Origin of the sequence: Corynebacterium sp. HMSC070H05, assembly GCF_001837615.1 — a bacterium.
Classification (GTDB): Bacteria; Actinomycetota; Actinomycetes; order Mycobacteriales; family Mycobacteriaceae; genus Corynebacterium; species Corynebacterium coyleae.
The window spans coordinates 142,847-156,118 of sequence record NZ_KV833317.1 but is presented as its reverse complement, the minus strand read 5'-3'; the positions used below and the strand labels follow the sequence as shown (position 1 = coordinate 156,118).

The 13,272-nt window shown below is 61.6% G+C and carries 14 protein-coding genes and 2 tRNA genes; 10 read left to right on the top strand and 6 right to left on the bottom strand.

Going from position 1 to position 13,272, the window contains the following annotated elements; all coding sequences use genetic code 11:
- Positions 1-693: 693 nt before the first annotated feature.
- Positions 694-930: a helix-turn-helix domain-containing protein gene (locus HMPREF2617_RS12465; RefSeq protein WP_167615820.1), complete on the bottom strand. Its 237-nt coding sequence runs from the start codon at positions 928-930 to the stop codon at positions 694-696.
- A 633-nt stretch (positions 931-1,563) separates the two neighbouring features.
- Here HMPREF2617_RS12465 and HMPREF2617_RS11885 point away from each other — a divergent pair.
- From HMPREF2617_RS11885 to HMPREF2617_RS05815, 3 genes are all read left to right on the top strand, one after another.
- Positions 1,564-1,713: an ATP-binding protein gene (locus tag HMPREF2617_RS11885; protein WP_224213554.1), complete on the top strand. Its 150-nt coding sequence runs from the start codon at positions 1,564-1,566 to the stop codon at positions 1,711-1,713.
- A gap of 650 nt (positions 1,714-2,363) precedes the next feature.
- Entirely contained in the window at positions 2,364-3,116 is a 753-nt protein-coding gene (locus HMPREF2617_RS05820) for an ABC transporter ATP-binding protein (RefSeq protein ID WP_070840302.1), read from the top strand.
- Between the two features lie 18 nt (positions 3,117-3,134).
- Positions 3,135-5,678: an ABC transporter permease gene (locus tag HMPREF2617_RS05815; protein ID WP_070840303.1), complete on the top strand. Its 2,544-nt coding sequence runs from the start codon at positions 3,135-3,137 to the stop codon at positions 5,676-5,678.
- A gap of 3 nt (positions 5,679-5,681) precedes the next feature.
- On the opposite strand, the gene HMPREF2617_RS05810 is transcribed toward HMPREF2617_RS05815, so the two are convergent.
- Genes HMPREF2617_RS05810 through HMPREF2617_RS05790 form a run of 5 tightly spaced genes read right to left on the bottom strand, consistent with a single transcriptional unit; the run spans position 5,682 to position 8,552 of the window.
- Positions 5,682-6,047: a FluC/FEX family fluoride channel gene (locus HMPREF2617_RS05810; protein ID WP_070422609.1), complete on the bottom strand. Its 366-nt coding sequence runs from the start codon at positions 6,045-6,047 to the stop codon at positions 5,682-5,684.
- Entirely contained in the window at positions 6,040-6,390 is a 351-nt protein-coding gene (locus tag HMPREF2617_RS05805; RefSeq protein ID WP_083284794.1) for a CrcB family protein, read from the bottom strand. Before HMPREF2617_RS05805 ends, HMPREF2617_RS05810 begins: the two co-directional genes overlap by 8 nt.
- Positions 6,391-6,408: 18 nt before the next feature.
- Entirely contained in the window at positions 6,409-6,783 is a 375-nt protein-coding gene (locus tag HMPREF2617_RS05800; protein ID WP_070569137.1) for a fluoride efflux transporter FluC, read from the bottom strand.
- On the bottom strand, positions 6,776-7,123 hold the full coding sequence (locus tag HMPREF2617_RS05795) for a CrcB family protein (RefSeq protein WP_070829378.1): 348 nt from the start codon (positions 7,121-7,123) through the stop codon (positions 6,776-6,778). The genes HMPREF2617_RS05800 and HMPREF2617_RS05795 overlap by 8 nt, the downstream gene beginning before the upstream one ends.
- A 10-nt stretch (positions 7,124-7,133) precedes the next feature.
- Complete coding sequence (locus tag HMPREF2617_RS05790; RefSeq protein ID WP_070422606.1) at positions 7,134-8,552, bottom strand: alanine/glycine:cation symporter family protein; 1,419 nt, start codon at positions 8,550-8,552, stop codon at positions 7,134-7,136.
- A 115-nt stretch (positions 8,553-8,667) separates the two neighbouring features.
- On the opposite strand from HMPREF2617_RS05790, the gene pgm reads away from it, so the two are divergent.
- From pgm to HMPREF2617_RS05755, 7 genes are all read left to right on the top strand, one after another.
- Positions 8,668-10,293, top strand: coding sequence for a phosphoglucomutase (alpha-D-glucose-1,6-bisphosphate-dependent) (pgm, locus tag HMPREF2617_RS05785; protein ID WP_070840291.1), 1,626 nt, complete (start codon positions 8,668-8,670; stop codon positions 10,291-10,293).
- Between the two features lie 18 nt (positions 10,294-10,311).
- Positions 10,312-10,794, top strand: coding sequence for a MauE/DoxX family redox-associated membrane protein (locus tag HMPREF2617_RS05780; protein WP_256365999.1), 483 nt, complete (start codon positions 10,312-10,314; stop codon positions 10,792-10,794).
- 67 nt (positions 10,795-10,861) lie between these two features.
- Complete coding sequence (locus HMPREF2617_RS05775; RefSeq protein ID WP_070422604.1) at positions 10,862-11,653, top strand: DsbA family protein; 792 nt, start codon at positions 10,862-10,864, stop codon at positions 11,651-11,653.
- Positions 11,654-11,805: 152 nt separating this feature from the next.
- Positions 11,806-11,878: transfer RNA gene (locus HMPREF2617_RS05770), tRNA-Ala, on the top strand.
- A gap of 27 nt (positions 11,879-11,905) precedes the next feature.
- Positions 11,906-11,981: transfer RNA gene (locus HMPREF2617_RS05765), tRNA-Ala, on the top strand.
- A gap of 51 nt (positions 11,982-12,032) precedes the next feature.
- Complete coding sequence (locus HMPREF2617_RS05760; protein WP_070422603.1) at positions 12,033-12,479, top strand: methylated-DNA--[protein]-cysteine S-methyltransferase; 447 nt, start codon at positions 12,033-12,035, stop codon at positions 12,477-12,479.
- On the top strand, positions 12,472-13,233 hold the full coding sequence (locus tag HMPREF2617_RS05755) for a fructosamine kinase family protein (RefSeq protein WP_070840290.1): 762 nt from the start codon (positions 12,472-12,474) through the stop codon (positions 13,231-13,233). The genes HMPREF2617_RS05760 and HMPREF2617_RS05755 overlap by 8 nt, the downstream gene beginning before the upstream one ends.
- Positions 13,234-13,272: the final 39 nt, after the last annotated feature.

The following is a 13,272-nucleotide window of genomic DNA, read 5'->3' as shown; positions in this document are numbered from 1 at the left end:
AGGTTACCGCCGACCCAACAACTTCACACATGAGGCACCCGCTTCCACCACCGGTGGAGGCGGGTGCGTTCGTTTGTTCGCAGACCTCACCCGGTCGACGCGGTAACACAGCATGCCCCCGGGTGGTTGTTGTGGGTAGCGCACGATATGGCGCCCGGCCCAGTATCAGACCCTGATCCAGCGGACCTCCTCACCCTGGACGTCGTGGAGGACAGCTCCAGCTTTGACGGCTTTACCGTGATCGCGACGGCGGCAATCCCGCGTTAACGGGGATGGGATGTCGACGACACAGTGGCTGTGGCAGGGCCCTCGGGCGAGGCAGTTGAGGCCACCCTCGGCGGGCTATTGCAGAGTTCCAACATCCTGCAGTCGTTCGTAGTGTCGGACGAGGCGGCTGCGGCCACAGGCTTTCGGGGCTAGGGCCGTGTCTTCATGATCGGGGTGAACAACGACGGCACAGTTGACTAAGCGCAGCTGCGGGCGAACCTCGAAGATGCGGTCCGCCTGGATATTGTCGTCCAAGTCCGCTCGACCGAGGACATGACCAGGGAAGTTGCTGCCCTGATCGCTCAGATGCCGTTTATCCTCTACGCGCTGCTCTCCTTGGCAGTGGTCATCGCCGTCCCACACAGTCAGTGGAACCTGCTGGCGGTGGCCGCCCCTGCATTTTCCAGGGCCCACCATCAGCAAGCGTTACACCACACTAAGGGACGCAACCGGAGTTTCAGCCAGTAGCGCGCGTACTTGTGGTTCAAAGGCATCGAAACTCGTGGTCTTTGCCCGACGCGGCGGATATTGCGGAGGTGAATCCGAAGCGAGTGCTCGCTCGACAGTTTTCTTCGCGCAGCCAACCTCGTTGGCGATCTTACGTATCGATAACCCCTGCCCACGCAGATACCGGATCTGTGCCCATTGTTCCAAAGAAATCACCCATCCAATCTTTTTCGGATGGGCTACTTTTCGAGGAGCGTTTTGGGCTACTTTTCAAAGAGCGCTGATAGGCAGGAACATCGTCGGAGGAAATTGAAGCGGCACTGAAGGGTGGCAGCATACCCACTTCACTTCCAACAATCCGAGAAGAAGAGACCCCCACGCCAAGTGACGCCACGACCGATAGTTACCCGGATCCCATTCAGGTAACACAGGGAACCGAGGTTCCGGAATAAGATCGAACGAAACGAATGTCGTGGACACCCCTAAAGGAACTTAGAGAGAAACATGATCTATGTGGTTTTTGGTGCAGTGGTCGCGCTATTCATCTCCTTATGCATCATGGCAATCGGGTACCTAGTCCACCTTTCAGCTAAGCGGAAGGTGCTTTCTCCATACCGTTTCTTAGTCGTAATGGTTTTACTAGCACCCGTTTTTCTGATTTACGACATACGTAGCGATGAGATGTGTAGCGGCCTTTTCAATTATGCGGTCAGCGGTTACTTAATTACCGCAGTCATCATTAGTTCTCTGTGGCGCAGTATTGCGGATGGCCTCAGCGAAGCGCGAGAGTAGGAGCGGTCGCTAGGAGAGGGTGTTTATCCAGAGTTTCCCGCGAGGTATTTATACAAGGTGGTCCGTCCGATCCTCAGTCGGCGGGGCACTTCAAAGTCCACCCCGGATGCTGTCATCGCCGAGTCGATACTGAATCGGCTTGTCGTTGGCGCTGAGATCATCACGCTGGAAGGCCCGAACATGCGCCTCGAAGCCAATACGCAGTAGCGGCTCATAGTCAACGCCCGGGTGTTACCCGATACTCACCCGAGCGTTACTGGATACTCACCACAGTGTTACTAAATCCATGGTCCCAACACAATGTGGAGCGGAGAAGCGCGCCACCAAATTACCGACCGCCCATTGGTTGGTGTCGACCAACTTGTCCGCAATGCAGAGCAACAATGGCTGCTACTAGGTCATCGGCAACGGAATCGTTGGTCTGTACCCACTAGTCCGCAATGCGGAGTCAGTAACCGAACGGGTTTCACTATGCCGCTGCATAGTTGGTGCTTACCCATTAGTCCGCAATGCGGAGTGAGAAAGTCCGCAACTTGGTTGACGACAGCAGATTCGTTGGGGTTCACCCACTAGTCCGCAATGTAGAGTCAAGACTCGAACCTGCCGTAGACCCCAGCCTCGCAGTTGGCGAACCGCCATCAATGCAAAATGACGCCTGATCGGCTGCAGGTTCTTACACTCCGCCCAGGTCGGCGAAAGGTGTGATGTGCGGTTTTACTCTCCCGGTTCGTTTAGAGACCTAGCCGCAGCGGTTGAGGAGCCACAAACGGTGAAGTTGCTTGCTGGTGTGGTGGTCGTCGTAGAGAAATTTCACGAAATCAGCGATGTGGGGCCTGGGCCGTATAGTCGGCAAAGGAATGAATTGCCGCAGGGAGGATCACGTGAGCGTTGCAGCAGCACGAGCAGTCAACTTGAGAAAGTCTTACGGGCAGGGCGATACGGAAGTAGTGGCTCTTGATGGGGTGAACGTTGAGTTTCGGCAGGGTGAGTTCACCGCGATCATGGGCCCGTCGGGATCGGGCAAGTCGACGCTGATGCACGTGATGGCTGGGCTAGATTCGGCGACGTCGGGCGAGGTGTTTGTCGGCGGGACGGAGTTGTCGCAGTTGAACGATAAGGAACTGACGGCGCTGCGGCGTGACCGGTTGGGCTTCATTTTTCAGTCGTTTAACTTGGTGCCCACGCTGACAGCGGCCGAGAACATTCAACTGCCAACAAATATTGCTGGTCGATCGGTGGACCGGGAGTGGTTTGATGAGATCACCGAACGCCTTGGTTTATCGAAGCGACTGAGCCATAGGCCTGCGGAGTTGTCGGGTGGTCAGCAGCAGCGTGTGGCGTGTGCCCGTGCGTTGGTGTCGCGGCCGGAGATCATTTTTGGTGACGAGCCGACGGGCAACCTGGACTCTAACTCGTCGCGTGAGGTGCTGAGCATTTTGCGGACGGCGGTGGATCAGTATGACCAGACGGTGGTGATTGTGACGCATGACGCGAGGGCGGCGTCGTATGCGGATCGTGTGGTGTTTTTGCGGGACGGGAACATCGTTAATGAACTGCGCAACCCGGATATGGATGCCATTTTGGGTGTCATGGCGACGATGGAGGACTAGGGGCCAGTGAACTCCACGATGAATAAGGTGTCGCTGCGTAACCTTGCGGCGCACAAATTGCGGCTCGCGCTGACGGTGTTGGCAGTGGTGCTTGGTACGTCGTTCCTGTCTGGTGCGCTGATGTTCACCAACATGCTGTCGTCGACGTTCGACTCTGCCGTAGACACTGTGCTTGACGACGTCGACGCGGTGGTGCGTCCAGCTGAGGGCGAAAGCGCTTTAGACAAGGAGACAGTCGACGGCATTAGGGCGAATGGGGACGTTGACCGTGTGAACCTGATGGCCGATGAGTCGGTTGTTATCGCGACTGACAATGAGGTGGCGGTGCAGACGCGTCTCGGGTCCTCGCGGCTGGGCGTGTACTACGAGCCGCAGGACACGGTTGGCCGAACGGTCGAGGTGGTCGAAGGTCACGCACCGAAAGAGATCGGCGATGCGGTGATCAACGCCAATGGCGCGCATGAGTATGGCCTGCATGTTGGGCAAGAGTTGATCGTTGTGGACCGTGATGGTCGGAATACGGTGCGCATCACTGGGCTTATCGACGACCCCCTGGTGCAGGCCACCTCTCTACGCCTCGGGGTAACCGAAGAGACTTACTTGGACTATTACTCCTATGACGAGCGTTTCCCGGCGATCACTGTCGGGGCGAAGGAAGGCGTGGGGGCCGCGGAGGTTGTGGACAACCTGCGCAGCGAGTTTCCTGGACTGAAGATAGAGGCGGGGGAGAAGGTTGCGCAGGAAACGACGGAGCAGATTCGGGACGCTCTGAGCTTTGTTACGTACTTCTTGGTTGCGTTTGGTCTGGTTGGCCTGTTGGTGGGTACGTTCCTGATTGCCAACACGTTCTCGATGATCGTGGCGCAGCGCACGAAGGAGTTTGCGCTGCTGCGGGCTCTGGGGGCGTCGCGCGGGCAGATCACGCGGTCTGTGGCGCTGGAAGCGGCTTTGGTCGGGTTGTTGGGCTCGGTGCTTGGCGTGGTGGCTGGTGCCGGGCTGGTGTTGGTGATTCGTGCGGGGATGAACACGTTCGGCATGCCCCTTCCGCAATCGGGGATTGGGTTGTCGGTTGATGCGGTGGTGGTGCCACTGGTCGTCGGCACGGTGGTGACGGTGCTTTCGGCGCTGGCGCCGGCGCGGAAGGCAGGCAAGGTCCGGCCGGTGGAGGCGATGCGTGCGAGCGAAGCGGCGACGCCACAGCCGCTGTTGTGGCGCACGGTTGTCGGTGCGGTGTTGGTCGTTGTGGCGGTTGCCGCTGCGGGTTACGCAATGACGTGGGATGACGGTGCGACTCGCCACCGGGCGATCCTGGTTGGTGTGGCTGCGCTGAGTGTGATCAGTGGGTTGTTCCTTGCGGGGCCTGCACTGAGCCTTCCGGTTGTGCCGCCGTTGGGGCGCCTGATCGGGGCACCGTTCGGTGAGGTGGGCAGGCTTGCGTCGACAAATACGCGGCGCAACCCGCGCCGGACCGCAACGACGGCGTTCGCGCTGATGCTGGGGATTGCGCTGGTGACCATGATTGGCATGCTTGGCGCGTCGATGAAGCAGTCGGTGGATGACGTGGCCGCAAGCGAGGTCAATGCGGACTATGTGCTGATGGGCCCGGAGATGGGTTCTTTCCCGGTCCCGGGGGATCTGCCGGACAGGCTCGCTGAGGTAGACGGTGTGGGCAGTATCGCGTCGTATACCCAGGCACCGATCACGGTCGACGGAGAGTTTGGCTACCAGTTCGGGCCGGTTGGGATGACGGATGTGCTGCGCGGCGACCCGTCGGATCTCATCGACCTCAACGTCGTCGACGGCGACGTATCACTAACGGGTGACTCGCTGATCGCGCCGGATCACATTGCCAAAGAGCGCGGCTGGAAGGTCGGCGATACAGTCCAAGTGGCCGCACCGAGTGCTCCGGGAAAGACCGTCGACGTGACGGTTGCCGGCCTGTTTACCGGGTCGAATGTGTTGCAGATGTTTGTGGTGTCGGATTCGGCGGCGGCGAAGGTGTCGTCGATAAGCAATACGCGCCTGCTGATGGTGGGCGTTGACAGCGACGGCTCCACCGATCTGGAGACGCTGCGCGCGCGGCTGGAAGATGAGGTGCGCGGCGACATTGTGGTGCAGGTGCGCTCCGCGGAGGAGATGAGTGGCGAGGTCACTGCATTGATCGATCAGATGCTGTTCATCCTGTACGCGCTGTTGTCGCTGGCGGTGGTGGTGGCGGTGCTTGGCATTGTGAATACGCTGACGCTGTCGGTCATTGAGCGCAGGCAGGAGATTGGTATGTTGCGTGCGGTGGGCTCGCAACGCAGGCAGATCCGCACGATGATCCTGCTGGAGTCGGTGCAGATGACGGTTTACGGCGCGGCGCTCGGTGTGCTGCTGGGGCTTGGGCTTGGCTGGGCGTTCCTGACGGTGCTTGAGAGCCAAGGCTTGACGACGATTGCCGTACCCACCGGGCTCATCGCCACCGTCCTGGCTGCCTCGGTAGTGGTGGGGCTGCTTGCCGCCGTTTGGCCGGGCCAGCGTGCTGCGAAGACACCGCCACTGGATGCGATTGCGGAGTAGGGCTTAGCGGGTGGCGAACGACGCCACCTGCGCACCGATTCCGGCCGCGAGCACCGCGAACGCCGCGGTGCTTATCCCGTACTCGGCGGCGAGGCGGAACTTGCCGTCTTTAATCAACGCCCCGAGTTGGCGGGCCAACAGTGACAGTGTTGAAAGTGCGCCGGCAAACCCAACACCAACGGCGGTTTGCCACATGGAAGGCAGGAAGATTGCCACGCCGATGATGCCGGAGGCGGCGATGTTGGCAATGAAGGTTGCCATCAACAGGTTGTGCACGACGGCCATGATCGCCCAACGCACAAACCCGCCGAGCATGCCGCCGAAAAAGACACCGAGGACGGCGCCGAGCATCCACGTTGCATCAGACATGGTGCTTCACCCGTGACGCATCTCCGGCCATCCACGCCAATGTGGCAGAGACAAGCCCGAGCGTGATGATGAACGCCGCCCACAGCACCGACGAGTGGGATGAGGCCAATGCCACTGCGGAAAGGGTGCTGAACCCGCCGAGGAAACCCACGCCCCAAAACGGCCCCGGCGCGAAGTAGCCCATGGCGTAGCAGGCGGTGAGGTTCACTGCGAAGGTGACGGCTAGGGCGAGCGCTTCCGGGGTGGCGGGGTTGACCCAAATGAGCAAAATGAAGCGTGCAAGCGCCCCGCAGCCAGCACCGAGGGCAACGATGAGGCCGGTTTTCAGGGATGTTATCTGCACGTCTGTCCAGTGTAACCGTTAAGCGCCAAAGGCTCGAAGGCCCCAGCGCAGACCGAACCAGGCAGCCAGGATGCCGATCACGGCGGTAGACAGGCCGTAGCGCAGGGCCTCGCTGTGCTTTTTCGCCTTGATGAGCTCGCCGAGTTCTTTGGCAAAGGTGGACCAGGTAGACAGCGCGCCGGCGAACCCGACGCCGAGGGCTAACTGCCAGGCCACCGGGGTGGTGACGGCGAAGCCTGCGACGGTGGAACCGACGACGTTGGCGGCGAAGGTGGCGGCGTGGGCGTTGTGGATGATGCGGGACAGTGCGTAGCGGGCGGTGCCGCCGAACAGTGCGCCGGCGAAGACGGCGGCGAGGGTGAGGGCGAGGCTAAGCGCGGCGATGTTAAGCATTGCGGCGGCTCCTGAGTGCGTCGCCGGCGAACCACGCGCCGATGGCGGTGGCGTAGCTCAGCGCAATGATGCCGAGGGCCTCGATGGCCTGCGATTGCATCGCGGCTACAGAGACGGCGGAGTAGGTGGTTAAGCCACCGAGGAAGCCCGTGCCCCACAGCGGGCCGGGCTTGAACAGGCCCATGGCGAAGCAGCCAGCGATGTTCACCGCGAAGGTCAGGGCCAGGGCAGCGGTGGAGCCGGGGGCGGCGCCGAGGATGACGAGGTGTCTGACCACTGCCCCCAACGCCGCGCCGAGGGCGACGGTGAAGGTGGTGGTGAGGGTGTCGTCGATACGCATGGGCGCGAGCCTAGTGCCAATCCATCTTCTGGCGTTCAACGAACGCCGCGACCTCCTCCGGCGACTTCTTCAGGTGCGGATCCCACGCGAGGTACTCGCGGGTCTCGCGCACCACAATGCCGGACAGCAGGAGCAGACCGATCAGGTTCGGGATGGCCATGAGCCCGTTGGACAGGTCGGAGAACGTCCAGGCCAGCTCCAGCGACGCCACCGCGCCGACGAAGGACAGCGCGGTGAAGAACATGCGGTAGGGGATCGACGCCCACTCGCCGAACAGGGCGACGATGGCGCGCTCGCCGTAGTAGGACCAGCCCAGGATGGTGGAGAAGGCGAAGAAGATCAGGGCGACGGAAACGATCAGGCTGCCCCACTCGCCGGGAAGTGCCTGGCCGAAGGCGGAGGCGGTCATGATGGCGGCTTCCTCGCGGCCCATGTCCCAGGTGCCGGCGGTGACGATGACGAGGCCGGTGATGGTGACGACGATGATGGTGTCGATAAACGTCTGCGTCATGGAAACGAGAGCCTGGCGCGCCGGGTGCTGCGTCTTGGCTGCCGCGGCGGCGATGGCGGCGGAACCCATGCCGGATTCGTTGGAGAAAATACCGCGGGCGACACCGAACTGGATGGCCAGCATGATGCCGGAGCCGACGAAGCCGCCGGTGGCAGCGGTGCCGGTGAATGCGTCGGTGAAGATGGTGGCAATCGCGGCCGGTACGCGGTCTGCCATAAGTACCAGTGCGGTGATGCCGCCGCCGACGTAAATGACAATCATCAGCGGTACGAACGCTGCGGTGATCTTGCCGATGCCCTCAATGCCGCCCAGGACGGCAGCGCCAACGGCGAAGAAGATGATCACGCCGGCCACGTTGGCGCTGATGCCAAACGCGTCGTGCATGCCGGCGGCGATGGAGTTGCCCTGCGCGAGGTTGCCAATGCCGAAGGACGCGAAGATGGTGAACAGGGTAAACGCGGCGGCGAGGAATTTGCCGAAGCCGCCGCCGACACCAGTCTTCAGGTACTCGTGCGGGCCGCCCTGCTGCTTGCCCTTCTTGTCGGTGGTGCGGAAGCGCACACCCAGGTAGGCCTCGGAGTACTTCGACGCCATGCCGACGATGCCGGTGAGCCAGATCCAAAACAGTGCACCAGGGCCACCGATGGAGATCGCGGTGGCCACACCGACGATGTTGCCGGTGCCCACCGTCGCCGCCAGCGCGGTGGTCAGTGCCTGGTAGTTGGAGATGTCGCCCGCGCCCTCTTCAGCCTTATCGACGAACGCATGACGCGTCGCCCGACCCAGCGTGCGGAATTGGATACCGCGCAGCCGGACAGTGAGGAACAAACCAGTGCCCAGCAGCAGCGGAATGAGGACGAAAGGCCCCCAAACGATGGACGAGATAGTGCTCAAAATGTCGTTGAGGGTGGAAGCCATGCGGAAGAGTAAAGCATACGCATAGCCGAATAATATAAAACTGGCAGAGTTTAGATTCACGGACGATGATGGAGCTGTCCATACACACCCTCAGCCCGCAACAAAAGGAGCCCCCATGGCACACGAGCGCGCCGGCCAACCCGCCCGCGACGAGGACCTCATCGACATTGCCGAGCTGGTCACCGCCTACTACACCCGCGATATCGACCCCGACAATGTGGACCAGCAAGTGGTGTTCGGCACCTCGGGTCACCGCGGGTCGTCGTTAGATAATGCATTCAACGAAGCGCATATCTTGGCGACGACGCAGGCGATCGTCGATTACCGCCGCGGCGAAGGCATCACCGGTCCGGTCTACATCGGCCGTGACCCCCACGCCCTGTCGGAGCCGGCGATGGTTTCCGCGCTCGAGGTGCTCATTGCCAACGAGGTACCAGTGCGTGTCGACGCCGCCGGGCGCTACACCCCAACCCCAGCCGTCTCTCACGCGATTTTGACCCACCCCGGCGGAAGCGCCGACGGCATCGTGGTTACCCCATCGCACAACCCACCGCGCGACGGCGGCTTTAAATACAACCCGCCAAGCGGCGGACCCGCACCGGCGGAAGCTACGGACTGGATTGCGCGCCGGGCGAACGAATACGTCGCCGCGGGGCTCGCCGGTGTGAAGCGAGTGTCAGTCAGTGGCGTGCTGGACGAGCGTGCGGAGAAGTTCGGCTACCTCGATCACTACGTCTCCGACCTGGACAGCGTGGTGGATATGGACGCCATCAAGGCATCTGGCCTGCACATCGGCGCAGACCCGATGGGTGGGGCGAGCGTGGACTACTGGGGAGCGATCGGGGAGCGCTACGGGCTCAACCTCGTGGTGGTCAACCCACGCGTGGACGCCACCTGGCGATTTATGACGTTGGACACCGACGGCAAGATCCGCATGGACTGCTCCAGTGCAGACTCCATGGCATCGCTCGTGCATAACCGCGACAAGTACGACCTGGCCACCGGCAACGACGCCGACGCGGACCGCCACGGCATTGTCACCCCGGACGCCGGGCTGATGAACCCGAATCACTACCTCGCCGTGGCCATCGAGTACCTGTTTAGTCACCGCGACGGCTGGGCGAAGGACACGGCGGTGGGCAAGACCTTGGTGTCCTCGTCGATGATCGACCGCGTTGTCGCATCGCTCGGGCGTGACCTCGTCGAGGTCCCGGTTGGATTCAAGTGGTTCGTGCCAGGACTCGTCAGCGGCACCATCGGCTTCGGCGGCGAAGAGTCCGCCGGCGCATCCTTCCTGCGCAAAAACGGCAAGGTCTGGTCCACCGACAAGGATGGCCTGATCATGGACCTGCTCGCCGCTGAAATTACCGCGGTGACCGGCAAAACTCCGTCGCAGCGCTACGCCGAGCTCGAAGCGCAGTACGGCTCGCCTGCATATGAGCGTATCGACGCCCCCGCAAACCGCGAGGAAAAAGCCACCCTGAAGGCCCTGTCGCCCGACCAAGTGCAGGCGAGTGAGCTGGCGGGTGAGGTAATCGTCGCAAAGCTAACGGAGGCCCCAGGAAACGGCGCGGCCATCGGCGGACTGAAGGTGACCACCGAAAACGCCTGGTTTGCCGCGCGCCCCTCCGGCACCGAAGACAAGTACAAGATCTACGCCGAATCGTTCCTCGGCGCGGAGCACGTGGCGCAGGTACAAGAAGAAGCCAAGGCGCTTGTTTCTCAGGTGTTGGGCAAATAGGGGAGTAGAATCAGCCGAGTGAGCACAACGACAGCCGCGCCTGCAACGCGCGACACAAAAACACTGGTCCTGGACGTGTTGTCCGCGTTAGCGCGGTTCTACATGGCCTACATTTGGATCTCTGCTGGGTGGGCAAAAATTGGTGTCCACCTGGATACCGCCAAAACCATCGAGGCCTACGAAATCTTCACCCCAGCCTGGTCCGACTTGCTGGCCCATATCATCGGGCCGCTCGAGCTCGCAGGTGGTTTGTTGCTGCTGCTGGGCATCAACCTGCGCTGGTCGGGCAAGGTGTCCATCTACGTGCTCGTGCTGTTCATCATCGGCATGCTGTCCGCTTGGCAGCGGGGACTCGTTATCGACTGTGGCTGTTTCGACCCGTCCGCAGCCGGCGAAGGGGAGACGAATCTGCTCGCTACGGTGTTCCGCGATGTCATCTACATCGCCATCACAGGCTTCATGATGTGGCGCCCGTTTAAGAAGTTTGCAATTTACCCCTAAACTTGACCGTTGTACGCAGTACCCGTCCACCGCGCCGTGATCGCGGCGCCAACAACAGGAGACACGTGTGACCACACGCAAAGTGCAAAACCCGAACCAGAGCGGTAGCAAGGCCTTCATCTGGGCCGTCGTCGCTGTTATCGCGATTGCTCTGCTTGTCATCGGCATCATTGTCTACAACGGCAAGGCAAACCGCAGCGCTGCAAAGCAGGCGGAGATGATCGACGTCACCGGTATCAACGTCGAGTGGAACCAAGAAGAAGACATCATCCACATCACCGGCGAAAACAAGGATGCCAACAAGGCTGAACTTTTCGAAGACTTCTCCTGCTCCCACTGTGCAGACCTGCACGTTGCTACCGATGAGCAGATGCTGGAGAAGGTCCGCGCGGGTGAAATCAACGTGGACCTGCGCCCGATGACCGCACTCGATGGCGGCATGACGGGCCACTCCACCAAGGCACTGGCTGCCGAGCTGGCGCTGCTGGCCCACGGCGATTTCTCTTCCGCGTTCACCTTGCGCAACTTCCTGTTTGAGAACCAGCAGTCGGCGTACAACAAGTACGACGAGAACGGCTTCGCAGATCTGGCCGCAGACTACGGTGCAAGCGATGAGGCTGTGAAGGATATTCGCGACGGCAAGTTCATCGACACCGCGAAGCGTCTTGGCGACGACAACCGCAAGTACCAGGAAGACAAGACCGGCGAGGCATGGACCCCGCGCGTGCTTGTCGATGGCGAGGATGTGGAAAAGCTCGTCGATATTGAGGAACTCCGAGAGATCACGGGCAACCCGAACCTCGACGAGAAGGAGGACTCTCCGCGTGACTTCTGGCCGGAGGTCCTGGCCAGCCGCTAAACACAAAGACCAATATCGGCTTTTAGCCCCAAGCGGCCTGCATTTGCCCAGGTCGCATCCTGAAGCGGTGGCTAAAAGCCGATATCGCCTTTTGTGGGGGCTGGCGATTTGGCCGGGGGCGGGCTGGCCCGGTATATTGACCAAAGTTCCAAGGGGCTATGGCGCAGTTGGTAGCGCACCACACTGGCAGTGTGGGGGTCACGGGTTCGAATCCCGTTAGCTCCACTCCACAACTACATACCGTTTACACGCGGGGCTATGGCGCAGTTGGTAGCGCACCACACTGGCAGTGTGGGGGTCACGGGTTCGAATCCCGTTAGCTCCACCACGAAGGCTGTCCGACCGTTTGGTCGGGCAGCCTTTCTCGTATCGTGGGCCCATGGATACTTCAATCGGTCAGCTTGGGGTGGTGACCTCAGCAGGTGCCGTTTCGAGGGTGCTGTTGCCCGGGGATGCAGGGCAGTCGCGTATCGACGACACCGTCACCGCTGCCCTCGCCACCCAACAGATCGCCGAGTATTTCGCCGGGGAGCGCAGGGCGTTCGACGTGCCACTGAACCTGGATGGCGTGACCGAGTTCCGGGCTGAGGTGCTGCGGGCGCTCATGGAGGTCCCGTACGGTGAGACGACGACGTATGGGGAGTTGGCTCGGGCGGTGGGCCGCCCCAAAGCAGTGCGCGCAGTGGGAAGCGCCTGTGCGACGAATCCGCTTCCGATCCTGATCCCGTGCCACCGCGTGCTGCGCAGCGATGGCGCGCTTGGGGGCTACCGTGGCGGGACAGAAGCAAAACGTTTCCTACTGGCATTGGAGAGCATTGATGTCTGACACGTTTGTGAAGCACGGCAGCGCGCCAGGAGCGGCGGCAGCCGAGGCCGCGTACCTGCGCTGGCTGCGTGAGGGCTCGGCTGCCGTCGTGGAGGTGTTGGACCTTGACGAGGAGGCGAACACGCTGACCATCGAGCGGGTCGACAGTGCCCGCCCCACCAAAGACGCAGCGAGACAGGCGGGACGCGAGTTGGCGGCCATCCACGCGATGGGTGCGGATGCGTTTGGTGCGCCGGCAGACGGCTGGGAGGGGCCGAACTTCATTGGCACCCGCGAGCAGGCCTGTCGGCCAGAGAAACGGTGGGCGGTGTTCTATACCGAGCAGCGCGTCCTGCCGTTCGCGGAAAATGCGGTGCGTGCGGGCAACCTGAACCGGGAAGGACTGGAGACGGTGCGGCGCGTCTGCGACGCACTGGTGCGGGAAGACGGGGAGGCTCCCTTGGCGCGCATTCATGGCGACCTGTGGACGGGCAACCTGCTGTTTTCGCCAGAAGGTCCGCGTTTTATCGACCCGGCCGCGCACGGCGGGCACCCGTTGACCGACTTCGCGATGCTGGAGCTGTTCGGAGCGCCGTACCTCGACGCGATCGTCGGCGGCTACATCGACTCCGGAGGCAAGCTCGGACAGGATTGGCAGCGGCGCATCGCGATCCACCAGATGCACCCGCTTGCGGTGCACGCCTGGACACACGGTCCGTCGTACGGATCGGCGCTGGTGCGGGCGGCAGAAGAGTCCTTGCGGGTTGTTGGGTAGCACACTATCCTGCAATGTAAGACATGTAATACATCGGGA

Coding starts and splice junctions, on each gene's coding strand:
- HMPREF2617_RS05800 (WP_070569137.1), bottom strand. CDS start 6,783: ATGCTTAACATCGCCGCGCTTAGCCTCGCCCTCACCCTCGCCGCCGTC.
- pgm (WP_070840291.1), top strand. CDS start 8,668: ATGGCACACGAGCGCGCCGGCCAACCCGCCCGCGACGAGGACCTCATC.
- HMPREF2617_RS05815 (WP_070840303.1), top strand. CDS start 3,135: ATGAATAAGGTGTCGCTGCGTAACCTTGCGGCGCACAAATTGCGGCTC.
- HMPREF2617_RS05795 (WP_070829378.1), bottom strand. CDS start 7,123: ATGCGTATCGACGACACCCTCACCACCACCTTCACCGTCGCCCTCGGC.
- HMPREF2617_RS05760 (WP_070422603.1), top strand. CDS start 12,033: ATGGATACTTCAATCGGTCAGCTTGGGGTGGTGACCTCAGCAGGTGCC.
- HMPREF2617_RS05755 (WP_070840290.1), top strand. CDS start 12,472: ATGTCTGACACGTTTGTGAAGCACGGCAGCGCGCCAGGAGCGGCGGCA.
- HMPREF2617_RS05820 (WP_070840302.1), top strand. CDS start 2,364: ATGAATTGCCGCAGGGAGGATCACGTGAGCGTTGCAGCAGCACGAGCA.
- HMPREF2617_RS05810 (WP_070422609.1), bottom strand. CDS start 6,047: ATGTCTGATGCAACGTGGATGCTCGGCGCCGTCCTCGGTGTCTTTTTC.
- HMPREF2617_RS05790 (WP_070422606.1), bottom strand. CDS start 8,552: ATGGCTTCCACCCTCAACGACATTTTGAGCACTATCTCGTCCATCGTT.